Source organism: Rhizobium sp. CSW-27 (genome assembly GCF_018760785.1).
GTDB lineage: Bacteria > Pseudomonadota > Alphaproteobacteria > Rhizobiales > Rhizobiaceae > Neorhizobium.
The window spans coordinates 1-23,054 of sequence record NZ_JAHHZO010000012.1 but is presented as its reverse complement, the minus strand read 5'-3'; the positions used below and the strand labels follow the sequence as shown (position 1 = coordinate 23,054).

Genomic DNA, 23,054 nt, shown 5'->3' with positions numbered 1-23,054 from the left:
CGTTCCCGCCAGACGCGCAGACCGACTGGCAATCCGATTGGCAGACCGACTGGCGGGCAGATGGACCGGCGGACAGGCAGGGAGAGCGGCACATGCACTGGGCGGACATGTTTTTTCAGGACTGGCAGGGCATCGTGCGCACGCTGGTGGTCGGCGCGCTGGCCTATGGGGTGCTGGTGCTGTTCCTGCGCATCTCCGGCAAGCGGACGCCCGCCAAGCTGAATGCCTTCGATCTGGTGGTCACGGTGGCGCTCGGCTCGACGCTGTCGGCGGTGCTGCTGCAGGAAAGCATCGCCCTGACCGAGGGGGGCGTGGCGCTGGGCCTGCTGATCGGCCTGCAATATCTCGTGGCCTTCCTGTCGGTGCGCGCCCCGGCCTTTGCCCGGCTGGTGCGCTCCGAACCGAGCCTGGTCGCCCGCGATGGCCGCTTCTGCAGTGGCGCACTGCGGCGGCAGCGGCTGACCGAGGACGAGGTGCTGGGGGCCGTCCGCGCCAATGGCGGACGGCAGATCGAGGATGTCGCGGCGGTGATCCTCGAAAGCGACGGCTCGCTCAGCGTCATCCTGCGGGGATGATGCGCACCGGAACCGATTTCGCCGCCGGCGTCTTCGACTGGATGTCGTGGTGCGACAGCGGGATCAGCCAGTTGAGCTCCGGATAATAGCCGCCGACACAGCCATCCGGCAGGTCGAAGGGCAGCACCTTCAACCCGGTCACGGCCCGCTCGCGCCCATCATCGGCATCGCAGGCGAGCCCCACCACCTCGCCCTCCGCAAGGCCGGCGCGCTGCATCTCGCGCGGATTGATCAGCAGCACGTCCCGCGTGCCCTCGATGCCGCGCAGGCGGTCGCTGTAGCCATAGATCGTGGTGTTGAACTGGTCGTTGCTGCGCAACGTGATCAGCCGGTAGCGTCCCGGCCGGTCCTCGAAGCCGGTGGCCGACAATTGCTTCGGCACGGTGAATTCCGCCTTGCCGCTTTCGGTCTTCCAGATCCGCTCGCGGGCGCTGTTGCCGCGATAGAAGCCGCCCGGCGTGAACATGCGCTTGTTGAAGTCGCGGAAATCCTCCGGATAGGTGGCCTCGATCAGGTCGCGCACCTTGCCGTAATCGCCGACCCATTCGTCCCAGGGCACGCGCGGATTGGCGGCGACGGTTGCCTTGGCGATGCCGGCGACGATGGCGAGTTCGGAAAGCAGGTGTTCGCTGGCGGGCTTTCGCCGGCCGATCGAGCCGTGGATGCAGCTGAACGAATCCTCCATCGTCACGGTCTGCGGACCACTTGCCTGCATGTCCTCTTCCGTGCGGCCGAGGCAGGGCAGGAGATAGGCGACCTCGCCATTGACGAGATGGCTGTGGTTGAGCTTGGTGGCGATCTGCACCGTCAGGCGCATGCGCTGCCAGGCCTCCTCCATGGCGCCGCGCTCCGGAATGGCGCGGATGAAATTGCCGCCGAGGCTGACAAAGCCCTTCACCTCGCCGGACAGGATGGCCTCGCAGGCCTCCACCGTGTTGAGGCCCTTTTCCATCGGCGGCTCGAAGCCGTAGAGGCGGGCGAGCTTTTCCATCGGCACCAGCTTCGGCTTTTCCGAAATGCCGACGGTGCGCTGGCCCTGCACGTTGGAATGGCCGCGCACCGGCGAGATTCCGGTTCCGTCGCGGCCGATATTGCCCTTCATCAGCAAAAGGTTGACCAGCATGGCGATATTCTCGAAGCCGTGCACCTGCTGCGTCAGGCCCATGCCGTAGATGCCGATCACCTTGTCGGCCTCCACATAGACCTGGCCGGCCGCCTGCAGCGCCTCGCGGGTCAGGCCGGAATTCTCCTCGATCTCCTCCCAGGAGGTGTTGCGGACCTTTTCGGAAAAGGCCTCGAAATCATGGGTGTGGCTATTGATGAAATCATGGTCGAGAACGCTGTCGCCGCGCGCCTGCGCCTCGTCCTCCTTCGCCAGCACATGCTTGCACATGCCCAGGATCGCCGCGATGTCGCCGCCGGCCTTCACCTGCAGGTACTGGCAGGAGATCGGCGTCTCGTCGCCGGTCAGCATTTCCGTCGGGCTCTGCGGGTTGATCATGGAGACCAGCCCCTTTTCCCGCACCGGGTTGAAGGTGACGATGCGACAGCCGCGTTTGACCGCCTCCTGCAGCGGATGCAGGAAGCGCGGGCTGTTGGAGCCGGTATTCTGGCCGAAGAAGAAGATCGCGTCGCATGTGGAGAAATCCTCGAAGACCGAGGTACCGACCGAGGCGCCGATCACCTTCTTCAGCCCCACCGAGGTCGTCTCGTGGCACATGTTGGAGCTGTCCGGCAGGTTATTGGTGCCGTAGAGGCGGGCAAATAGCGCATAGAGATAGGCGGTTTCCAGGCTGGCGCGGCCGGAGGTGTAAAAGACCACCGATTTCGGATCGAGCCCCTTCAGCTCCGCGCCGATGGCGGCAAACGCCTCCTCCCAGGAGCAGGGCACATAGCGGTCCTCGGCCCGGTCGAGCCGCATCGGATGCGTCAGCCGGCCCTGCTGCTCGAGGTCGTAATCGTTCCACTTCCGCAATTCGCTGACGGTGTGGCGGGCGAAGAAATCCGGCGTGCAGCGGCGCGTGGTCAGTTCCCACAGCGTTGCCTTGGCGCCGTTCTCGCAGAATTCGAAGGCGTGATAGTCGGCGGGCTTGGTCCAGGCGCAGGAGACGCACATGAAACCGCCCGGCTTGTTCTGGCGGGCCAGCGTTTCCAGCGCCCCCGGCGTCGACCATTCCTTGCCGAAGATGCGGGTGATGCCGCGGAGCGACCCCCAGCCCCCCGCCGGTCCGTCATATTTCACGGTGTCGTGGTCGGCCATGGCGCTTCTCCCTGCTCTGGTGACTGATCCACCGCCAACAGGGAAGGGAGGGACAAGGTTCCGCGCGCGCGGGGATTTGGCGGGGATTTGGCGGCCGCCGGACCGGCCCCCGCCCACAAAGGGGGAGGGGGCTTTTCACCCGGGGTTCAGGCAGGGATTTCTGGCCCCGGACAGGGGAAACCTCCCGTCACTCCGACAGGAAGCGCTCCGCCAGCCGTGCCCAGAGGGCGGCGCCCACGGGAATGCCGTCATCGTTGAAATCGTAGCGCGGATTGTGCAGGAAGGCCGAGGCAAGGCCGTTGCCAAGCCTCAGGAACGAGCCCGGCCGTTCCTCCAGCATATAGGCGAAATCCTCGCTGCCGGGGATCAGCGGGCAGAGGCTGACCTTGTCCGGCCCCAGCAGTTCCTCGGCAATGGTCTTCAGGAAGGCCGTTTCCGCCTCGGAATTCACCACCACCGGCGTGCCGCGTCCGTAATCGATCTCGACGCTGGCGCCATGGCCTTCCGCCACGCTGTTGGCAAGCGCGGTGATGCGCGCCTCAAGGCGATCGCGCACGCCGGCATTGAAGGAGCGGATGCTGAGCGCCATCGTCGCGGTCTCGGGGATGACGTTCGCCGCCTCGCCCGCATGGATGGCGCCGACCGTCACCACCGCCGTCTCGGTCGGATCGATGCTGCGCGAGACGACCGATTGCAGCGCCACCACCAGCATGCAGGCGACATAGACCGGATCGACGGCGAGATGCGGGCGCGAGGCATGGCCGCCCTTGCCGGTGATGGTGAGGCGCGCGGTGTCGGAGGCAGCCATGATCGGCCCGGAACGCAGCATCACGCGGCCCTCTTCCAGGCCCGGATGGTTGTGCAGGCCGAACACGGCATCGCAGGGAAAGCGTTGGAAAAGTCCGTCGGCGATCATGCGCTGGGCACCGCTTTTGCCGCTCGCCTCTTCCGCCGGCTGGAAAATCAGCGTCAGCGTGCCGGAAAAGCGGCGGGTGCGGGCGAGATATTCGGCCGCCGCCAGCAGCACGGTGGTATGGCCGTCATGGCCGCAGGCATGCATGATACCCGGCACCTTGCTCGCATGGGCAAGGCCGGTCTCCTCGGTGATCGGCAGCGCATCCATGTCGGCGCGGATGCCGATGGATTTCCTGCCCGTGCCGACGGTGAGGCGGCCGACGACGCCATGGCCGCCGATGCCGCGCGTCACCTCGTAACCCCAGCCTTCGAGCTTCTCGGCCACGAAGCGCGCCGTCTCGGCCTCCTCGTGCGACAGTTCGGGATGCTGGTGCAGGTGGCGGCGGATCGCCGTGAATTCGGCATGCGTCTCCTCGAAATCGGAGAGGCGGGCATAGGCGTTGTCGTGCAGCATGGGGGTATCCGGTCGAGATTATGCGGGAACCGCCACGATAGACCGCCCGCCTGACCGGGCGAAAGCCCTTTTTCGGCCGATTGCCGGCTTGCTCACCCCTGATGTGCTGCAAGCGGCACCACGGTCGCGGCCGCCCCGCCATCCTGAAGGCCGCCGCTGCCGGAGCGCACCACCACCGCATTGGAGGCCAGCGGCACGCCGGCATCCTTGAAGGCGGCGAGCAGGCGCTTCATCGCCTCGCGCTTGATCAGGCTCGGCTTGCCCGGCCTTGCGGTGAACTTGAAGCGGATCACCATCGAGGTCTCGTTGACGTCGAAGATGCCCTGCATCTTGACCGGCACCAGGAAGTCCTCGCCGAATTCCGGATGCTCCAGCAGCGACTGGCCCACCTTCTTGGCGGTCTTGCGGATCACCTCCACATCGGCATCGCGGTCGAAGCGCAGGTTGAACTTGGTGGTGCCCCAGTCGCGGCTGTAATTGGTGACGGAACTGATCTGGCCGAAGGGAATGGTGTGGATCGGGCCGTTGTGGTGGCGAAGCCGGAGCGAACGCAACGAGATCTGCTCCACGGTGCCCATCAGCTTGCCGGTATCGATGTACTCGCCGATGCGGAAGGCATCCTCGGCGAGGAAGAAGATGCCGGACACCACGTCCTTCACCAGCGTCTGCGAGCCGAAGGACAGCGCCAGGCCCAGCACGCCGAAGCCGGCGAGCAGCGGCGCGACATCGATGCCGGCGGACGAGACCACCACCAGGCCGGCAATGGCGATCACCGCGCCGAGGATGAGGTTGCGCACCACCGGCAGCACGGTCGTCAGCCGGCTCGTCTCGCGCTTGTGTCCCTCGTCCTCCATGCCGGGCATGATGACGGCAGCGCTTGGAGCGATCGCCTCGAAATAGCGCATCAGGAAGCTGCACAGGCTCCAGCTGACGATGAGGGCAAGGCTGATCCGTTCCAGCCACAGCAGCCATCCGGTGACGAGGGTGGAGGCCCCCATCATCAGCGGCTGCCACATGTCGACGATGAGATGCAGGCCGGTCAGCCAGACGGCACCGGCAAACGGCGTCCGCAGGCTCCAAAGGATCACCGAGGGAAGCCCGGGCCCGCTTGCCGCCTCGCGCTTGCGGGCGAAATGGCCGAGCAGCGAGACGATGGCAAGATCGAGGATCGGGATCATGACGATCAGGAACTGGGTGATGCCGGCGGCGCGCGCCCAGACCGTGTTCTGCGCCGTGCCGGCCACCAGCAGCCCGGCCAGCCAGATGATCACCGCCGAGACGATGTAGAAATCGGCTAGCGCCGTGCCGACGGCGCGGCGGAACTGGCCGGCATCCTGCCCGGCGAAGACGCGGGCGATATCCTGCCGGCCGGCGATGAACCACCACAGCTTGAAGATGGTCAGCACCGTGCTGGAGAGGAACAGCCAGCTGTCGGCCGCGGCCGGCTCCAGCATGCGGATGTCGGCCAGCCGCACGCTGTTGCCGATGAAGGCGTTGAGCGCGCCGTAGATGGCCAGCATGGCGAAATGCCAATTCGGCCGGGCAATCGGGATCAGCGGCCGGTGGCCGGGAAAGGGCGGGCGGAAGGCCAGCCGGCCGATCGCCATGTAGATCATCACGCCGGCAACCGAGGAGACCAGCGCCATGGCCACCTGATGGGAGAACATGCCGCGCGTAAGAAGCTGGCGCAGCACCGCATGGGCGACGGACAGATAGACGATGACGCCGACCGCATCGAACAGCAGCCAGGTGATGCCCCGCCAGGCCGGCTTTGCGGCCACATGCGGCAGCACCAGCATGGCGAGCGCCCGGTGCAGCACGAAGGCAAGCGCAAGCCCGATCCCTGCGGCAATCAGCGCCGAGACCACCGCATCGACGGGGCCGTGATCATCGCCCTGCAGGGTCTGCCAGCTGGAGCGGAAGGCGGCCGGCAGGCCGGCCAGCCCGTCGATGGAGCGCTGCGTGCCCTGGGCAAGCGCATCCCAGACATCGGCCACCATCCACATGTCGTTCATCGCCACGACCGGTGCGCCGCGCGCATCCGTTGCCGCAGCCGCTGCGGCTGCCGGCGCGCCGGCAGGCGGCGCCGCAGCATTTTTCGCGCCCGCCGCAGCTGGCGCCGCCGCGGGGGCGGGGGATGCAGCGGGGGTGGCGGCCGGTGCCGTTGCGGCTGTGCTCGCCGGGTGCTGCGCGGCGGCCGGCATTGCCTCGACGCCGGCCGGTGCGGCAAATTCCAGCTGCACCGGCCGGTTGCCGGCGGCCTTCACCGCCGCCTCGATATCCGCCTCGCTCTGGCCCGGCAGCACGCGGATGATCACCTGCGCCTCCTCGGCCCGCGCCATTCGGCCGGTGGCGGTTTCGAACAGCAGGCAGGCAAGGAAAAGCGTCACCGTCAGGCGGCAGAGGGCGAGGGAAAAACGCAATGGCGTCATCTACTTGGGTTCCAGGGGCGTGCGCCCGGCCATGATCGCGGCAAGGCACGGGCGGCCGCAAGTGCCGGACGTGATCGCCATCCGGCCGGATCATGCCTTACAAGCCGCGCGCTTGGCAACGGCGGGTTTTGGCCGCGGCGGCGCGTTGCGGCCTCAATAGCCGCGGCTGCGATCCACGGTGGCCGGCAGCGCACCGTTGCGCCGCCAGGTGGCGATGTTGCCGGCCACGATCCGCGCCGCCGTGGCCGGCGTGGTCGGGGCGGAAATGTGCGGCAGCACGGTGACCTTGGGATGCGACCAGAAGGGAGACGCCTCCGGCAGCGGCTCCACCTCGAATACGTCGAGCACCGCATGGTCCAGATGGCCGCGGTCGAGCGCGGCGATCAGGTCGTGCGCCACCACCACCGCGCCGCGCGCGAAATTGATGAGCGCGGCGCCCTGCGGCATGCGCGCCAGCCGTTCGGCGTTGAGGAGGCCGCGCGTCTCGGCCGTCAGCGGCAGCAGGCAGACCACGATGTCGCTGGCGGAAAGCAGCGTGTCGAGTCCGGCCTCGCCATGATGGGTGGCGATCTCCGGCATGTCCTTCGGCGTGCGGCTCCAGCCCTCGACGCGGAAGCCTGCCTCGGTCAGCCGCGCGGCACTGCGGCTGCCGAGCGCGCCGAGCCCGAGAAGGCCGACGCTGACTTCGGCGGGATGGCGATAGTCGCGCGGCGCCCAGCGGCGGTCGCCCTGCGCCGCCCGGTAGGCCGGCATGTCGCGCTGCAGGTAGAATGTCCAGGCCAGCACCGCTTCCGCCATCACCCGCGACAGCTCCGGATCGACGAGGCGCACGATGGGCGGCGCGGTGACGCCGAGTTCCATCACCAGCCGCTCGACGCCGGCCCACAGGCTGTGGATGAAGGAGAGGCCGGGCAGGGCCGCGACATCGGCCGGATCGGGATTGGCGACGATGGCGATCTCCGCCAGCCGCCGTTCCTCCGGCATCAGCTCGCGGAAGGGCAGGATGCGCTCCTCCGGCATTGCCCGCCGCAGCACCTCCAGCCAGTTCTGTTCCTCCTCGGTTGAAAGGCGGGTGACGAAGGCAATCGGCGGCAGCATGGCCAGAATCTCCGGATGAGGGCGTGTCCGCCTTGTGCGTCCGGGTCCCGCCAGCGTCAAGTCCGAAGCGCGGGTCTTTGCCGGCCGCATACCCGTTTGACGGACGGCGCCGGCGGGACCATAACCCGGGGAGCACGCAGCGGATTCGAATGGAGGCCTGAATGTCCCGCATTGTCTATCTGAACGGCGCCTGGCTGGAGGAAACCGAAGCGAAGGTCTCCGTCTTCGATCGCGGTTTCCTGTTTGCCGACGCCATCTATGAGGTGACGGCGGTGATCGGCGGCAAGCTGATCGAATATGCCGGCCATGCGGCGCGGCTGAAGCGGTCGCTTTCGGCCCTTGGCATTCCGCAGCCCGTTTCCGACGAGGCGCTTCTGGCGCTGCATCGCGAGATCGTGGCGCGCAACGGCCTTGCCGAGGGCCTGATCTACCTGCAGGTCTCGCGCGGTGCGGAAGATCGCGACTTCGTGTTTTCCGGCGATCTTGCGCCGACGCTGGTGATGTTCACCCAGGCCAAGGCCGTGCTCGGCAATCCGAAATGGCAGACCGGCATTTCCGTCATCACCTGGCCGGAGGGGCGCTGGGTCAACCGGCAGGTCAAGACGGTGCAGCTCCTCTATTCCTCGCTTGCCAAGATGGAGGCGAAGAAGGCGGGCGCCGACGACGTGTTCCTGGTGGAGGACGGGCTGGTGACGGAGGCAAGCTCCGCCAATGCGCATATCGTGACGAAGGAGGGCGTGCTGGTGACGCGGCCGCTGTCGAACGCGCTGCTGCACGGCATCACCCGCGGTTCCGTGCTGGATCTGGCGGCACGTGCCGGGGTGCCGGTCGAGGAGCGCGCCTTTTCGGTGCAGGAGGCGCAGGATGCCGCCGAGGCCTTCATCACCTCGGCTTCCGCCTTCGTGATGCCGGTGGTCTCGATCGATGGCCGGCCTGTCGGAGAGGGCCGGCCGGGGCAGGTCTCCAGGCGCCTCTTGGATATCTATATCGAGGATCGTCTGGCCTCGGCGATCTGAGGTTTTCCGGGGATACTATCGGCTCAACCCGAACCGGCCGCCCGCGCTCTGCTAGCCCCCGGTGGGGCGCTCGTAGAGCCGGCGCAGCAGGCGGATCAGGTCCTCGCGCTCGTCCTGCGAGATCACCGAGAGAAAACGCTCCTCGTGCCGGTCGATGATGCCGTGCACCTCGGCAAGCGTTTTCTCGCCCATGGCGGAGAGGCGGATTTCCTGACGGCGGCGGTCGATCTCGGAGGCGCGGCGTTCGATCAGCCCGCGTCCGAGCAGCCGCTTGACCATGCCCATCATGGTGGCGCGGTCCATGGAGAGCGCATTGGCAATCTCCACCTGCGATGCGCCGGGATTGGTGGCAATCAGTTCCAGCGCGGCGAGCTGCTTCTGCGTCAGCTCGAAATCGCCGACGGCCGCGACGAAATCGCGGTAGAGCGCCAGATGCGCCATGCGCAGGTGATAGCCCACCAGCTTCTTCAGCCAGGTGCGCTCCAGCCCGTCGCCCTGCGATGCCGCGTCCGGGGGCAGTCGCTTGCCATTCATCGATTCGTTCCTGATCAATTTCCGCGTCTATCAGGCATGCGGACGGTGCCGATGGCAAGGCCGGCGGGAAAGTGGCTGCCGATGTGCTTAACACGGGTGACGCTCTTGCCAAAGGACAGGTAAAATCGTATGCATTGCATACTAATTGATCGTTGGAGGCGATCAGCCGGAGGAACCCAGACATGCATACGACCGAAGTGGATATGGCCGGCTTTGCGCTCGGCAATTCCTTTACGCTGGTGGCCGAGGATCCGGTGGGATACCGGGCCCGCGTGGCGCCCGCGCGCCTTGCCACCCGCCTGCTCAGCGATGGCACGACGCTGACCTATGGCCAGCTGGATGACCGCATCGCCCGCTGCGCGGCCTTCCTCTACCAGCGCCTTTCCGGGCGCGGGGAGGGCTTTCGCGTGGCGGGGCTGGGGCGCAACAGCGTCGACCTGCTGGTGCTGGCCTTTGCCTGCCAGCGCATCCGCGCCATCTTCGTGCCGCTGAACTGGCGCCTCGGCGTTGCCGAGCTTGCCGGCATCGTGGCCGATTGCGCACCGGAACTGGTGGTTTACGAGACGGAATTCCAGGCCGCCGCCGAGACGCTGCGGGAGGGCCGCCCCGGGCTTTCGATCATTCCCTATGCCGGGGATCCGGCAAGCCTTGACGCGGCGATTGCCGAAACGGCGCCGATGCAGCGCCTGAAGGGAGATCCGGACAAGCCGGCGATCCTTCTCTATACCTCCGGCACCACGGGCACGCCGAAGGGCGTCATCCTGACGCGCCGCAACCTCTTCTACTCGGCGGTGAACTTCTCCTTCGTGGGCGAGGTGGTGCCGGGCTCCGTGACCTTCTGCGACCTGCCCTTCTTCCACACCATCGGCCTTGTGGCGATTGCCCGCACAACGCTGATGATGGGCGGCACGCTGGTGATTTCCGACCGCTTCCTGCCGGAGCGCACCATTGCCTGCCTCAATGACGATGCGATCGGTGTGACGCATTACTTCGCCGTGCCGCAGATGGCGACCATCCTGCGCGACCAGCCGGGCTATTCGCCGGAGCGCATGGCCCGGCTGAAGGCGATCTTCATCGGTGGCGCGCCGCTGCCGCCGCCGCTGGTCGATGCCTATCTCAAGGATGGCGTGGCGCTGGTCAACGGCTACGGCATGAGCGAGGCGGGCACCGTGATGCACATGCCGCTCGACGAGACCGAGATCGCCCGCCGCCACGGCAGCGTCGGCTTTCCCGCGCCGCTGATCGAGGTGCGCATCTGCGACGAGGCCGGCCGCGACTGCGAGACCGGCGCCGTCGGCGAGCTGTGGATCCGCGGCCCCTCCGTCTCGCCGGGCTACTGGCAGAAGCCGGAACAGACCGCCGCCGCCTTCGTCGATGGCTGGTTCCGCACCGGTGACATGGTGCGCTGCGACGAGGACGGCTTCCACGTGATCGCCGACCGGCTGAAGGACATGTATATTTCCGGCGGCGAGAACGTCTACCCCGCCGAAGTGGAAGCCGCGATCCTCAGCCATCCGGAGGTGGCCGAAGTGGCCGTCGTCGGGGTGACCGATGCCCGCTGGGGCGAGGTGGGCGCCGCCTTCATCGTGCGCCGCCCGGATGCCGCGCTGGATGCGGATGCGATCAAGGCCCATTGCGGCGAGCGGCTGGCCGCCTACAAGCGCCCGACGCATGTGATCTTCGTGGACGCCATCCCGCGCAATGCCGGCGGCAAGCCCCTGAAGCACGTGCTGCGCGCAGATTGGACCGCCCGCTCCGCCGCATGAGGCGGGACATGTGGGGCCGGGTGTGCTTGCATGAGGCGCGTTCCGGCCACCACAGACCTTGCTGTTCTTCGACCTCGCGAAGGACGGGAAAGCCGGTCTTCGGCCCAATCACCCAGCCATGCGAAAGCGTGGGAGGCGATAAGAGGCTATTGACCCGGTTTTCGATCTCGAACATTCTCGCAGCCATGAACATCGACTCCGGCTCCGCAAGTATTCTCCGACGCCGACGCTGCACGTTTGTGCGGCGTGGTGCGCTGATGCTGCGATGGCGTGAGTTGTCGAAGGGATAGTCATCCCTGCCATCCTGGAAGCGTCGCAACCTGCCCACCTCTCGGTCGGCGGGTTTTTTTGTCTGCATTGCCGAACCTTGGAGAAAACATGCCCTCGCATCCTGCGCTGCCGCCTATTGTCTTGCGGTCCGCCACCCCGGCGGACTGCGCACATCTCGTTCTTTTCGCCGACATGGCGACACGTCGCCTGACCTCGTTTCTGTGGGGACAGATGGCGGCTCCGGGGCAATCGGTTTTCGAGATCGGTCGCAATGTAATCCGTCATGCGGAAGGCCATTTCACGCATTTTGCCAACTGGCGTGTGGCCGAGCATGAGGGAGAGGTGGTCGGGGCACTGAACGGATATGTCATTCCGGAGCCGTCTGACATGGCCCCTGTGGTTCCCGAGGTTGTCAAGCCATTGAACGAGCTGAAAAACATGGCGGCGGGAACATGGTATATTTCCGCCGCTGCCATCTATCCCGAACACCAGGGCAGGGGCTTTGGCGCGCGCCTGCTGGCGGAAGGCGAAAGCATGGCGAGATCGGCCGGCAAGGCTCGAATGACGCTGATGGTTGGAAGCTTCAACCCCGGAGCCCATCGACTGTATCAAAGATGCGGTTTCACCGAGTGGGCCAGACGCCAGTTCTGCCCCTTTCCGGGGTCGGATGAGGGCGAATGGATACTGATGGTCAGGGATCTGGAGCGGACATCCTGATGGCTCGGGCCGACGGGCGGCGCCATCTCGCCACAGACACGTCCTTCGCTGGGATCTGTCGCAAGGGCAGCGTTTGGCGGCCGCCTTGCCCGGTGCTCAGACATTCCCGTCCTGTGCGACATTCGGCCCTATTCGGTCTTGCAAGGGGCGGTAATCATCCGGGCTGCTTCGCGCCGTCAAATGTCCCACCGGCCCTCACGCCCGCTTCAGCCGTGGGGCGCTGGCCAGCAGCCCTTCGGTATAGGGATGCACCGGTGTGGCAAACAGGGTGCGGGTCTCCTCCAGCTCCACCACCTCGCCGAAATGCATCACCGCCACACGGTCGGCGATGGCTTCGACCACGGCAAGGTCGTGGCTGATGAACAGATAGCTGAGGTTCAGCTCGCGCTTCAGCCGCTGCAGCAGCAGAAGCACCTGCGCCTGCACCGAAACATCGAGCGCACTGACCGGTTCGTCCAGCACCAGAATGTCGGCCTCGGCGGCAAGCGCGCGGGCAATGGCCATGCGCTGCGCCTGTCCGCCGGAAAGCTCGTGCGGATAGCGCGAAAGCGTGGCCTCCGGCATGTCGACGGCCTGCATCAGTTCGCGCAGCCGGGTCTCGCGCCGCGCCCGGTCATAGCCGCACAAAAGCCTGAGCGGCGCCGACAGGATCTCGCCGATCGTCTTGCGCGGGTTGAGCGAGGCGACGGGGTCCTGGAACACGTATTGCACCGTCTTGCCGAAGGCGCGCGGACCCTTGCGGCGCAGCCGGGCGGCATCCTCGCCGGCGATCTCCACCGCGCCGCCTCCCGGCGTTTCCAGCCCGACGAGAATGCGCGCCAGCGTGCTCTTGCCCGATCCGCTTTCGCCGACCACCGCCAGCGTCTCGCCCCGGCGAAGATCGAGGCTGACGGCGCGCAGCGCCTCGACGGCATGGCTGCGCCGGCCGAACAGCCGTCTTTCGCCGCCAAACGTCTTGGTCAGGTCGCGGATGCGGATGGCGGGGTCCTGGCTCATGCGGAAATCTCCCGGGCTTCCCGCGCCATCAGGCGCGCCACGCGCGGCAGGAAATTCTCGCCCTCGCCGATTTCCGGCACGCAGGCGATCAGCCGCCGGGTATAGGGATGGCGCGGGCGGGCGAGAAGCTCGCGGGTGCGGCCGGTCTCGACGATCTCGCCATCCTTCATCACCGCCACCCGGTCGCAGATGTCCGCCACCACGCCGAAATCATGGGTGATGAACAGGAGCGCCATTTGCCGCTCCTTCTGCAGCTGCCTGAGAAGGTTGAGGATCTCCGCCTGTACCGTGACGTCGAGCGCCGTTGTCGGCTCGTCGGCGATCATGATGTCGGGATCGTTGGCGAGCGCCATGGCAATGCCGACGCGCTGGCGCTGGCCGCCGGACAGCTGGTGCGGATAGTGCTCCGCCCGCCGCTCCGCGTCCGGGATCTTCACCTGCCGCAAAAGCGCGATGGCGCGCGCCTTCAGCTCCTGCCGGCCGAGCGGCTGGTGCGCGGCGACTGCCTCCATCACCTGCCGGCCGATGGTATAGGTCGGGTGCAGCGTCGTCAGCGGGTCCTGGAAGATGTAGGCGACACGCGCGCCGCGGCAGGCGATCAGCTGTGTCTGCGGCATGGACAGCACCTCGCGCCGGCCGAGATAGATGGCGCCGCCGCGGATGAGGCCGGGCGGCGAGGCGACGAGGCCCATGACCGACAGCGCCGTGACGCTCTTGCCCGAGCCGCTTTCGCCGATCAGCCCCAGGCATTCGCCGGCATGAAGATGCAGCGACACCCCCCGCACCGCCGGCTGGTACCGGCCGGCGCCGGCAGAAAAGCCGGTTTCCAGCCGTTCCACCGAAAGCGCCGCCTCCGGCTGGCTGTTTTCCGGCACGGGCCCCTGGCGCGCTATCGCCGTCACCGGTCCCGGCCGCGACAGCGCGCCGGACCTCAGCCGCGGATCGAGCGCATCGCGCAAGCCGTCGCCGAGCAGATTGAGGCTGATGACGATGACGAAGATCATCACCCCCGGCACGATGGCGACATGCGGCGCGGTGAAGAGCTGCGCGCGCCCCTCGCCCAGCATCGAGCCGAGATCGGCCTGCGGCGGCTGCGCGCCAAGGCCCAGAAAGCTGAGGCCCGCCGTTTCGAGGATCATCCAGCCCGCCGTGGTTGACATGGTGATGACGATGACCGGCGCCACGTTCGGCAGGACTTCGCTCAACAGGATCGAGACATGACCCTTGCCGGACAGCCGTGCCGCATCGACGAATTCCCGATGCGCAAGCGCCAGCGTCACGCCGCGCACATTGCGGGCGAAGAAGGGGATGTTGACGATGGCAATCGCATAAAGGGCATTCATCAGCCCCGGCCCGAGCGCCGCCACGATGGCAAGCGCCAGCAGGATGTAGGGAAAGGCCATCAGCATGTCGATGCCGCGCATCATCAGGTTGTCGGCGCGCCCGCCGGCATAGCCGGAGACGAGGCCGATCGCCGAACCGATGACGGCCGCCACCAGCGTTGCCGCCAGGCCGACCGCCACCGACACCCGCGCACCCCAGACGAGCCGCGAGAGCAGATCGCGGCCCAGCTGGTCGGTTCCAAGCAGATGCCCCTCGCTGAGGGGGCGCAGCAGCCGGTCGGCGGGCGCCGTGGCGTCCGGATCCGGCAGGGGCAGGATGGGGGCCGCCAGCATCAGAAGACACAGCAGCACGAGCAGGATGAGGCCTGCTGCCGCCAGCCGGCTGTTCATCAGCAGCGCGAAGGCGGAAAGCCGACGCGGCGGCCGGGCGCCGCCGCCGGCTGCGGAGGAGGACGAGGCGATCTCGCTCATGTGCGGATCCTTGGGTCGAGAAGGGTCTGTACCACGTCGGCGACGAGGTTGAACAGCACGTAGCTTGCCGCCACCACCAGCACGCCGCCCTGCACCAGCAGGATGTCGCGGGTGGAGATGGCCTTCACCATCATGGCGCCGATGCCGGGCCACTGGAACACGGTTTCGATATAGACGGCCCCCCCAAGCACGAAGCCGGCCTGGATGCCGATGACCGGAATGACCGAGACGATGGCGGCGCGCAGTGCATGGCCATAGATCACCCGGCGCTCCGAAAGCCCCTTGGCGCGGGCGGTGCGGATGAAATCCTGCCGCAGCACCTCCAGCATGGCCGAGCGCGACAGGCGGGCGATCACGCCGGCAGCCACCATCGAAAGCGTTGCCGCCGGCAGGATAAGGTGGCGCGCGACGTCCGCCGGGCCGCCGCCGCCATAGACCGCCGTCATGCCGCTCGCCGGCAGCAGCCGCCACTCCACGGCAAACAGCAGGATCAGCAGCAGGCCCAGCCAGAAGGAGGGCATGGAAATGCCCGCCAGTACGATGAAGGTGATGATGCGGTCGGCCCAGCCGAACTGACGCACCGCCGAAACGATGCCGGCCAGAAGCCCGATCAGCGAGGCCAGCACCAGCGCCGTGCCGGCCAGGATCAGGGTGGCGCCGAAGCGATCCGTCACCTCCGCCAGCACCGGCCGGTTCAGCGTGACGGAACGCCCGAAATCGCCCTGCAGCACGTTGCCGATCCAGATCAGGTATTGCTGCACCAGCGGCTTGTCGAGGCCGAGGTCGCGGTTGATGCGCGCCACGTTTTCCGGCGTGGCATAGGCGCCCAGGATGGCGGTGGCCGTGTCGCCGGGGATCAGCGCCATCACCAGGAAGACGATGATCGACAGGCCGAACAGCACCGGCACCATGGCCAGCAGGCGTTTTGCGATATAGGCGGTCATCGGCGCGCCATTACTTGCTCACGCCCCGAAGGTTCAGCAGGAAGGACGGCTCCAGCCGGAAGCCTTCGACCTGCGCCCGCGTCACCGCATTCTGCTTCCAGTTGGCGACGAACAGCCAGGGCGCATCGTCATGCACGATCTCCTGCACCTTCGCATAAAGGGCGGCGCGCTGCGACTGGTCGGTCGTGCGGCGGGCCTCGTCGAGAATGCGGTCCAGCTCCGGGTTCTGGTAGTAGCCGGAATTGAAGCCGCCTTCGGAGGGGAGTGCGCCACTGCGCAGCGTCAGATAGGGCAGCGTGTCCGGATCATTGGTCATCCAGGCCATTTCCGCCATGTCGGCCTTGCCTTCCAGCCCGGCATTCACCCGCGACAGGAAGCTGTTCCACTCATAGGTCTCGATCTTCACCTTGAAGCCGACCGCCTGCAGATCCGCCTGGATGGCGGCGCCCATGGTGATCGGGTCCAGCATGCCGGAGCCGCCTTCGGTGACGTAGAAGGTAAGTTCCGGATTTCCGACACCGGCCTCGGCGAGCAGGCTCCTGGCGCGCTCGGGATCATGGGGATAGGGCGCAACCTTCGAGGTCACCCAGTTGAAGGCCGGCGGAACCGGGCCGGCGGAGACGGTTGCCGTGCCCTGCAGCACGTTGTCGACGAGGCTCTGCTTGTTGACGGCATAATTGGCCGCCTGGCGCACCCGCTTGTCGGCAAAAGGGCCTTCCTTCGTGTTGAGGATGGCAAACCACACATGCGGACCGGCCTGCTCGGCGACGCGGAAACTGGCATCGTTGCGGAAGCCGGCGAGATTGTCCGGCGGCACTTCCACCATCACGTCCAGCCCGCCCGCCATCATCTCGGCAACGCGCGTATTGGCATCGGTGATCGGCCGGAAGACGACGGCATCGAGCGCCGGCGCGCCGTCCCAGTAATCGGGATTGCGCTCCACCACGACCCGCTGGTTCGACTGCCATTCGACGAAGCGGAACGGCCCGGTGCCGGAGGGATGGCGGCCGAAATCCTTGCCATATTGCCTGACGGCCGCCGGCGAAACGATGAGGCCGGTCGGATAGGCGAGGTTGGACAGGAAGGGCGCAAACGGCTCCTTCAGGCGGAATTCCACCGTCAGCGGATCCTTCACCGTCACCGTGTCGATGGCGGAGAAATTGAAGGAGAGCGGGAAGGGGCCGGTGTCGTAGAACGGATGGTTCTCGTCCAGCATGCGCTCGAAGTTGAACTTCACCGCCTCGGCATCGAAATCCGATCCGTCATGGAACTTTACGCCGCTGCGCAGCTTGAACGTATAGGTGAGGCCATCGGGCGAGACCTCCCAGCTTTCGGCAAGGGCGGGTTCCACCTCCAGCGTGCCGGGCCTGTAGCGCACAAGGCCGTCATAGACATTGACGAGGATGCGGAAATCATTGGTGGCGGTCACCGTGTGCGGGTCGAGCGACTGCGGCTCGGCGATCTGCCCCACGATCAGCACGCCCGGCGGCGTCTGGGCCAGTGCCGCGGGAGCGACAACGGGAGCGACAAGGGCAAGGGCGGCAACGGCAACGATGCTGCGAAACAGCCTCTTCATCGGGGAAATCCTTTCGATTTGGCGTGTCGGGCGCGGGCGTCCCATCGGGCCTAACTATGCCGCAGGCGCCGCCTGACAACCTTTCGCTGCCATAAAAAAGGCGTGTTTCGGCCGCCGCCGCTGGCTTTGGCCGGCAAAATCGCCGGAAAACCGGGCGTTTCGCGCCGGTTCCGCATTCATACTTGAAACAACTAATCATATTTTGTAGTCCCGTCGCACAGGCTGATGCAGACAGGGCCGTCCGGCGCTGCGGGAGAGACCGATGAACACCGTAGAGAACGCGCAAGCCATGCAGGGCCGGCACCACGGCCACGCCGCCGGCCTGCCGGCGGCAGATCCTTCCGGCGAGGGCCGGCAGCGGCCGGCGCTGAGCGCCGAGGGCCTTTTCTTCTCCGTGGAGGGTCGCGATCTTCTCAAGGATGTGACGATCCGCTTCCGCCCCGGCGAGATGGCCGGGCTTGTCGGCCACAATGGCTCCGGCAAGTCGACGCTGCTGAAGCTGCTTGCCCGCCAGCAGATGCCGAGCCGCGGCGTGGTGCATTACGGCGAGCGGCCCGCCGCAGCGCTCGGCGCGCAGGAATTTGCCCGCAAGATCGCCTACCTGCCGCAGGACGTGACGGCCGCCAATGCCATGACGGTGCGCGAACTGGTAGCCTGCGGGCGCTATCCCTGGCACGGCGCGCTTGGCCGCTTTTCGCCGCTCGACCGGCAGAAGGTCGAGGAGGCGCTGGCGCTGACCCATCTGGAACCGATGGCCGAGCGGCTGGTCGACACGCTGTCGGGCGGCGAGCGCCAGCGCGCCTGGATCGCCATGCTGATGGCGCAGGACACCGAATGCCTGCTGCTCGACGAGCCGACCTCGGCGCTCGACATCGCCCACCAGATGGACGTGCTGGCGCTGGTGCGCCGCCTGTCGCATGACAGGGGCCTCAGCGTCGTGATCGTGCTGCATGACATCAACATGGCCGGCCGCTTCTGCGACCGGCTCTATGCGCTGAAGGCGGGCGAACTGATTGCCGAGGGCCGCCCGGCCGAGATGATGACCCCGGAAAACCTGCAGCGCATCTATGGCATCGCCATGAACGTGACCCGCCATCCGGGCCTCGACATTCCGCTGGCCTATGTCTGCTGAGCGGGGCATGAGGCGTGCCGTCACCCGGCGCGGCGCGCTGCGGCTTGCCGCCGGCGGACTTGCCTGCCCCGCCCTGATCGGTGCGGCGAAGGCTGCGGCGCCGCAGCGGATCGTCAGCCTCGATTACGGGCTTGCCTCCACGCTTCTGTCGCTCGGGCTCTCGCCGGTGGCCGTCGCTTCCGGCGAGGACTGGGACAAGTGGGTGGTTGAGCCGCCGCTGCCGCCTGGCGTTGCCGATCTCGGTTCCTCCTGGGAAATCAATTTCGAGGTGCTGACCAGCCTGCGGCCGGACCTGATCCTGACGACGCCCTATAATGCGGCGCTGACCCCGCGGCTGGAGGCGATCGCGCCGACGCAGACCTTCGGCGTCTACACGGCGGAAGGCGGCGACGTGCTGCCGAAGGCGGTGGCGGCGACGCGCGGCCTGGCGCAGGCGGTGGGCCGCGTGGTCGAGGGCGAAGCCTTCATCACCCGCACCGAGGCCTTCTTCGACCAGTGCCGGGCCCGGCTGGCGCGCCTTGCGCCGCCGCCGCTGGCCATGCTGAGCTTCCTCGATGCCCGCCATGCCCGCATCTACACCGCGCCCGGCCTGTTTCACAACGTTGTCGAGCGCATCGGGCTCACCAATGCCTGGACGCCGGCCGGCAGTTTCTGGGGCTTCGAGACCATCGGCATTGAGCGGCTGGCGGAAATCGCCGATCCGGCCGCCCGGCTGATCGTCCTGGAGCCGGTGCCGGCCGATGTGCTTCCGAAGCTTGCCGAAAGCCCGCTCTGGCAGGCGCTGCCCTTTGCGCGGCCCGGCCATCTTTCCGTGCTGCCCGCATCGCTGATGTTCGGCATGCTGAACGATGCGGTGCGCTTTGCCCGCATCCTCACCGACCATCTGGAGCAGACGGCATGAGGGATGCATCGAGGGCCGCGGGCCGGCGGCAGGCGGAGACGGCGGCACAGGCGCCCGATGCTGCGGCACGGGCGCATCTGGTGCCGGCGCTGGTGGCGGGCGTGCTGATGGCGCTCGGGCTCATTCTGGCCTGGCAGCAGGCGGCCCCGGTTCTGGCCGCGGCAAGGCCCGCACCGGATGCGGTGACCGCCATGGCCTCGACGCTGTTCTTCTTCTCCACCCTGCCGCGCATGGCGACGGCCCTTCTGGCCGGTGCGTGCCTCGCGCTGTCCGGCGCACTGTTCCAGATGGTGCTGCGCAACCCGCTCGCCTCGCCCACCACGCTCGGCATTTCGGCCGGCGCCAATCTGGCGCTGGTGGCGGCCACGCTGTTCGTGCCCGGCCTGCTCGGCTTCGGGCGGGATCTGGTGGCGCTGGCCGGCAGCCTGGTGGCGGCGGGCCTTGTGTTTCTGATGGGGGCGCGCCACCAGTTCTCGCCCTTTTCGCTGGTGATGTCCGGCCTTGTCGTCAGCCTGTGGTGCGGGGCGCTGGCGGCCGTGCTGACGCTGCTGAACGACCGCTATCTGCTCGGCCTGTTCATCTGGGGCGCCGGCTCGCTGTCGCAGCAGAGCTGGACCATTCCGCTGTCGCTGGCGCCGAAGCTTGCGCTGGCCCTCGTCCTTGTCGGGCTGCTGCTGAGACCGCTGGTGCTCAACGAACTGGGGGAGGCGGGGGCAAGAGCGCTTGGCCTGCGCACCGCCGAGCTTCGTCTGGCGGCGATTGCCGTTGCGGTGGCGCTGGCCGCCTTCGTGACCAGCGCCGTGGGCGTGATCGGCTTCATCGGCCTTGTGGCGCCGACCATTGCGAGGCTCTGCGGCGCGCGGCGGCCGGGCGCCCAGCTGCTGTGGTCGACGCTGATCGGCGCTGCCCTGCTGTTTCTTACCGATACCGTGCTGATGACGATTGCCGGCCGCTTTGCCGATTTCCTGCCGACCGGGGCGGTGACGGCGGTGTTCGGCTCGCCACTGCTGCTTCTGCTGCTGCCGCGACTGAAGACGCGTCACCGGGTGATGCAGGCACCGGCGCCTGGAAAGGCGGGCGCTGCCGGCCGGCGTCTCGACAGCGCGCGCCTGCTGCGCCTCCTGCTGCCGGCAGCGCTCCTGGTGCTGCTCCTGGCGCTGGTGATCGGCCGCAGCCCCGATCTCGGCCTTCGCCTCATGCCGGCCGATCTGGCGGGCGATCTGCTGTCGCTGCGCCTGCCGCGCATCCTTGCCGCCTTCGCGGCGGGCATGATGCTGGCGGCGGCCGGCACCATCCTGCAACGGCTGACCGGCAACGAGATGGCGAGCCCGGAAGTGCTGGGCATCAGCGCCGGCGCGACGCTGGGCGTTGCCGCAGCATTGTTCCTGATTGCCGCGCCCGGCCTCGTGCTGCAGCTGGGCTTTTCGGCGCTCGGCGCCTTTGCGGTGCTGGCGGCGATCTTTCTCGTCTCGGCCCGCTCCGGCCTGCAGCCGGAACGGGTGCTGCTGGCCGGCATTGCGTTGAGCGCCATGGCCGATGCGGTGATCGGCGCGATCGGCGCGGCCGGCGATCCGCGGCTGGTCTTCCTGCTGCGCTGGATGAGCGGCTCGACCTATGGCGTGACGATGGAGGGGGCCGCGCTGGCGCTGATTGCCGCGCTGGTGCTGCTTTTCCTGACCGGGCTTTGCCGCCGCTGGCTGGATCTGCTGCCGCTGGGGGCTGCCGCAGCCGGTGCCATCGGCGTGCCGCTGCGCCCGGCAAGGCTTTGCCTGATGGCGCTGGCCGGACTTTTGAGCGCCGCCGCCACCATGAGCGTCGGGCCGCTGAGCTTCGTCGGGCTGATGGCGCCGCACCTTGCCCGCCAGCTCGGCCTCACCCGCGCCGCCCCCCAGCTCCTCGCCGCCTGCCTGTTCGGCGGCATGCTGATGGTCGCCGCCGACTGGATCGGCCGCAGCGCCGTCTACCCCTACGAAATCCCCGCCGGCCTCGTCTCCGCCCTCATCGGCGCACCCTTCCTGATCGTGCTGATGCGGCGGCGGTGAGGATTGACCGGCATAGTTGTCGCAAGCGCTGGCAATTCGCCAGCTTCATGCCGATTACTTAAGACCGATCTGGCCGCTACAACTCAAGGCTCCAAAACAGAAGCTTGCCCTTCAGTTCTGTCTGGCGCACATTGCCGTGGCCTTTGCCTCGGGGGTTGCATTATAGTGTTTTTCTGGCTCTGGAGGGTGTAAGTCATGATCAAATCCATGGCGCTCACGATGTTTTCCATCGCTGTTGCTTTGGCGCCGTTTCCCTCCAAAGCGGCCAATCCCACACTGGAAAAGTGCACTTGTGATCTTGCAAGGGAAAGCGTGCTCAACAACGGTGCGTCTGTAAGGAATGCGACAGCATGCTGGTCAACTGAGGACCGCGATCGTCAGTGGTGCGATATCACGGTTCAAGCAATCGAGGGCTAGAACCGGAAGCAGACGATTATCAGCCAGCTTGTGCTTCTTCAAAGCGATCCGAGGGGGATGACCGCGTTTTTGCAGCAGCAAGCAGAGGAGGCTATTTCCGGCGGTGTTGCCACAGAAGGCAACCAGAATCTCGGTCAAGCGATTGCAGAGCTTCCTTCTCTCATCAAGATGTCTGACAAATTGACGGTCGCGTGTGTTCGAAATTTTTTGGAGAACAGAGAGAATAAAGGAATTTTTCAAGCAATTAATCAAGATGCATTTTCGTGCAATGTGGGGGTGCATACAGGCTGGCTTCGCATGGCGTTTCGCATTAGAAATATAAATTTTGTTTTTATGATTTCACCCAATGCTTAAAACTATCTGCAATAATAAAGGTCTTTTATTTTTTGTGATGACGGCAATTTTTCAGGCCCTCTAGGTGATTTTGGGAGTTCTATGTTTTCTTGGGCTCTGAGTATATTTTCAAATCATCAAAATTTAACAATTGATTTCAATGATGTCCAAGGCTGCGCACAGGGAAATATTGCTGATATAGCCAAACGTCAGATGGATAATGTCGAACTTACCAATGGCGCTGATTCTCTGACAATTTGCGACAACCAAGCTCTTGTTGGCATCCGCTCAGAACTGCCGCGAGAGTTAGCGAACAGAATACCTGGTTGCTTGAGTTGGCGTGGCATGGAGAGCGGTGGGCTCACGTTGGTACGCAAGAGCAATTCGGTATGTGCGCTACCTGGCGGTAAGCATTTTCTTTGCGATGGACCAAGTGCACGGGGCGCCCTCGGTTACAATGCCGTTGGAAGCTCCCTTGACCCTATCAAGCCATGCTCAAGTGAACAACTGCGCCGCTTCGGTTTCAACTCTTAGGTTGCCTCGCTTTTGTGCGTCTAGCACCCCCCAAAAAAAGCCTCACCCCCCGCAGCGCCCCTCCTTTACCGGGCAGATTGCGCCGCAGCCGCCGATGCTCCGGATGGCGTAGCGCAGGCAGCAGATGCGGCGGTGGCCGGCATAGGCGCCGGTCTCGTCCAATTCCACGCGGATGAGGCGGGCAAGCGGGTTTTTCCAGCCGGACGCCTCGATTTACCCCGATTTTCTCCGTTGACGGTCCAGTCTGAGCCTACCGCCGCTTTCGGCGGTGATCTTTGAACTGTTTTGATAGCGGCATTCCCGCCCCTTGCGGGGCGGCTGTCATCAT

The 23,054-nt window shown here is 66.4% G+C and carries 18 protein-coding genes; 9 read left to right on the top strand and 9 right to left on the bottom strand.

Going from position 1 to position 23,054, the window contains the following annotated elements:
* Positions 1 to 92: 92 nt before the first annotated feature.
* Positions 93 to 575, top strand: a complete 483-nt coding sequence (locus tag KLP42_RS20220; RefSeq protein WP_252193123.1) for a DUF421 domain-containing protein — start codon at positions 93 to 95, stop codon at positions 573 to 575.
* Here the strand turns inward: KLP42_RS20220 and KLP42_RS20215 are convergent.
* The 4 genes from KLP42_RS20215 to KLP42_RS20200 all read right to left on the bottom strand — a co-directional run bounded on the left by KLP42_RS20215 (position 559) and on the right by KLP42_RS20200 (position 7,734).
* Entirely contained in the window at positions 559 to 2,835 is a 2,277-nt protein-coding gene (locus KLP42_RS20215; RefSeq protein ID WP_215568765.1) for an FdhF/YdeP family oxidoreductase, read from the bottom strand. The genes KLP42_RS20220 and KLP42_RS20215 overlap by 17 nt on opposite strands.
* Positions 2,836 to 3,022: 187 nt before the next feature.
* On the bottom strand, positions 3,023 to 4,204 hold the full coding sequence (locus KLP42_RS20210; protein ID WP_215568764.1) for a M20 aminoacylase family protein: 1,182 nt from the start codon (positions 4,202 to 4,204) through the stop codon (positions 3,023 to 3,025).
* 92 nt (positions 4,205 to 4,296) lie between these two features.
* Positions 4,297 to 6,636, bottom strand: a complete 2,340-nt coding sequence (locus KLP42_RS20205) for a mechanosensitive ion channel family protein (protein WP_215568763.1) — start codon at positions 6,634 to 6,636, stop codon at positions 4,297 to 4,299.
* 153 nt (positions 6,637 to 6,789) lie between these two features.
* Positions 6,790 to 7,734, bottom strand: a complete 945-nt coding sequence (locus tag KLP42_RS20200) for a 2-hydroxyacid dehydrogenase (RefSeq protein ID WP_215568762.1) — start codon at positions 7,732 to 7,734, stop codon at positions 6,790 to 6,792.
* Positions 7,735 to 7,895: 161 nt separating this feature from the next.
* On the opposite strand from KLP42_RS20200, the gene KLP42_RS20195 reads away from it, so the two are divergent.
* Complete coding sequence (locus KLP42_RS20195) at positions 7,896 to 8,750, top strand: D-amino-acid transaminase (protein WP_215568761.1); 855 nt, start codon at positions 7,896 to 7,898, stop codon at positions 8,748 to 8,750.
* Between the two features lie 51 nt (positions 8,751 to 8,801).
* On the opposite strand, the gene KLP42_RS20190 is transcribed toward KLP42_RS20195, so the two are convergent.
* Entirely contained in the window at positions 8,802 to 9,284 is a 483-nt protein-coding gene (locus KLP42_RS20190) for a MarR family winged helix-turn-helix transcriptional regulator (protein ID WP_215568760.1), read from the bottom strand.
* Between the two features lie 182 nt (positions 9,285 to 9,466).
* Here KLP42_RS20190 and KLP42_RS20185 point away from each other — a divergent pair, with 182 nt between their 5' ends.
* Positions 9,467 to 11,050 (top strand): AMP-binding protein, encoded by a 1,584-nt coding sequence (locus KLP42_RS20185; protein WP_252193122.1) that lies wholly within the window; start codon positions 9,467 to 9,469, stop codon positions 11,048 to 11,050.
* 378 nt (positions 11,051 to 11,428) lie between these two features.
* The gene (locus tag KLP42_RS20180) at positions 11,429 to 12,037 is read left to right on the top strand and encodes a GNAT family N-acetyltransferase (RefSeq protein ID WP_215568759.1); all 609 of its coding nucleotides are present in this window, start codon (positions 11,429 to 11,431) and stop codon (positions 12,035 to 12,037) included.
* A gap of 195 nt (positions 12,038 to 12,232) precedes the next feature.
* On the opposite strand, the gene KLP42_RS20175 is transcribed toward KLP42_RS20180, so the two are convergent.
* The 4 genes from KLP42_RS20175 to KLP42_RS20160 form a co-directional block, all read right to left on the bottom strand.
* The gene (locus KLP42_RS20175) at positions 12,233 to 13,033 is read right to left on the bottom strand and encodes an ATP-binding cassette domain-containing protein (protein WP_215568758.1); all 801 of its coding nucleotides are present in this window, start codon (positions 13,031 to 13,033) and stop codon (positions 12,233 to 12,235) included.
* Positions 13,030 to 14,766, bottom strand: a complete 1,737-nt coding sequence (locus tag KLP42_RS20170; RefSeq protein WP_502941329.1) for a dipeptide/oligopeptide/nickel ABC transporter permease/ATP-binding protein — start codon at positions 14,764 to 14,766, stop codon at positions 13,030 to 13,032. The genes KLP42_RS20175 and KLP42_RS20170 overlap by 4 nt, the downstream gene beginning before the upstream one ends.
* Positions 14,767 to 14,843: 77 nt before the next feature.
* Positions 14,844 to 15,791 (bottom strand): ABC transporter permease, encoded by a 948-nt coding sequence (locus tag KLP42_RS20165; protein ID WP_215568756.1) that lies wholly within the window; start codon positions 15,789 to 15,791, stop codon positions 14,844 to 14,846.
* A gap of 10 nt (positions 15,792 to 15,801) precedes the next feature.
* Entirely contained in the window at positions 15,802 to 17,367 is a 1,566-nt protein-coding gene (locus tag KLP42_RS20160; protein ID WP_215568755.1) for an ABC transporter substrate-binding protein, read from the bottom strand.
* Positions 17,368 to 17,629: 262 nt separating this feature from the next.
* Between KLP42_RS20160 and KLP42_RS20155 the strand changes: the two genes are divergently transcribed.
* The 5 genes from KLP42_RS20155 (at position 17,630) to KLP42_RS20135 (ending at position 22,213) form a co-directional block, all read left to right on the top strand.
* Positions 17,630 to 18,499 (top strand): ATP-binding cassette domain-containing protein, encoded by an 870-nt coding sequence (locus KLP42_RS20155; RefSeq protein ID WP_286675493.1) that lies wholly within the window; start codon positions 17,630 to 17,632, stop codon positions 18,497 to 18,499.
* A 7-nt stretch (positions 18,500 to 18,506) separates the two neighbouring features.
* Positions 18,507 to 19,400, top strand: coding sequence for an iron-siderophore ABC transporter substrate-binding protein (locus tag KLP42_RS20150; RefSeq protein WP_252193121.1), 894 nt, complete (start codon positions 18,507 to 18,509; stop codon positions 19,398 to 19,400).
* On the top strand, positions 19,397 to 21,442 hold the full coding sequence (gene fhuB, locus KLP42_RS20145) for a Fe(3+)-hydroxamate ABC transporter permease FhuB (protein ID WP_215568753.1): 2,046 nt from the start codon (positions 19,397 to 19,399) through the stop codon (positions 21,440 to 21,442). Before KLP42_RS20150 ends, fhuB begins: the two co-directional genes overlap by 4 nt.
* A 195-nt stretch (positions 21,443 to 21,637) precedes the next feature.
* On the top strand, positions 21,638 to 21,859 hold the full coding sequence (locus tag KLP42_RS20140) for a hypothetical protein (protein WP_215568752.1): 222 nt from the start codon (positions 21,638 to 21,640) through the stop codon (positions 21,857 to 21,859).
* 57 nt (positions 21,860 to 21,916) lie between these two features.
* Entirely contained in the window at positions 21,917 to 22,213 is a 297-nt protein-coding gene (locus KLP42_RS20135; protein WP_215568751.1) for a hypothetical protein, read from the top strand.
* The last annotated feature ends 841 nt before the right edge of the window (positions 22,214 to 23,054 follow it).

Coding starts and splice junctions, on each gene's coding strand:
- KLP42_RS20220 (WP_252193123.1), top strand. CDS start 93: ATGCACTGGGCGGACATGTTTTTTCAGGACTGGCAGGGCATCGTGCGC.
- KLP42_RS20215 (WP_215568765.1), bottom strand. CDS start 2,835: ATGGCCGACCACGACACCGTGAAATATGACGGACCGGCGGGGGGCTGG.
- KLP42_RS20210 (WP_215568764.1), bottom strand. CDS start 4,204: ATGCTGCACGACAACGCCTATGCCCGCCTCTCCGATTTCGAGGAGACG.
- KLP42_RS20205 (WP_215568763.1), bottom strand. CDS start 6,636: ATGACGCCATTGCGTTTTTCCCTCGCCCTCTGCCGCCTGACGGTGACG.
- KLP42_RS20200 (WP_215568762.1), bottom strand. CDS start 7,734: ATGCTGCCGCCGATTGCCTTCGTCACCCGCCTTTCAACCGAGGAGGAA.
- KLP42_RS20195 (WP_215568761.1), top strand. CDS start 7,896: ATGTCCCGCATTGTCTATCTGAACGGCGCCTGGCTGGAGGAAACCGAA.
- KLP42_RS20190 (WP_215568760.1), bottom strand. CDS start 9,284: ATGAATGGCAAGCGACTGCCCCCGGACGCGGCATCGCAGGGCGACGGG.
- KLP42_RS20185 (WP_252193122.1), top strand. CDS start 9,467: ATGCATACGACCGAAGTGGATATGGCCGGCTTTGCGCTCGGCAATTCC.
- KLP42_RS20180 (WP_215568759.1), top strand. CDS start 11,429: ATGCCCTCGCATCCTGCGCTGCCGCCTATTGTCTTGCGGTCCGCCACC.
- KLP42_RS20175 (WP_215568758.1), bottom strand. CDS start 13,033: ATGAGCCAGGACCCCGCCATCCGCATCCGCGACCTGACCAAGACGTTT.
- KLP42_RS20170 (WP_502941329.1), bottom strand. CDS start 14,766: ATGAACAGCCGGCTGGCGGCAGCAGGCCTCATCCTGCTCGTGCTGCTG.
- KLP42_RS20165 (WP_215568756.1), bottom strand. CDS start 15,791: ATGACCGCCTATATCGCAAAACGCCTGCTGGCCATGGTGCCGGTGCTG.
- KLP42_RS20160 (WP_215568755.1), bottom strand. CDS start 17,367: ATGAAGAGGCTGTTTCGCAGCATCGTTGCCGTTGCCGCCCTTGCCCTT.
- KLP42_RS20155 (WP_286675493.1), top strand. CDS start 17,630: ATGAACACCGTAGAGAACGCGCAAGCCATGCAGGGCCGGCACCACGGC.
- KLP42_RS20150 (WP_252193121.1), top strand. CDS start 18,507: ATGAGGCGTGCCGTCACCCGGCGCGGCGCGCTGCGGCTTGCCGCCGGC.
- fhuB (WP_215568753.1), top strand. CDS start 19,397: ATGAGGGATGCATCGAGGGCCGCGGGCCGGCGGCAGGCGGAGACGGCG.
- KLP42_RS20140 (WP_215568752.1), top strand. CDS start 21,638: ATGATCAAATCCATGGCGCTCACGATGTTTTCCATCGCTGTTGCTTTG.
- KLP42_RS20135 (WP_215568751.1), top strand. CDS start 21,917: ATGACCGCGTTTTTGCAGCAGCAAGCAGAGGAGGCTATTTCCGGCGGT.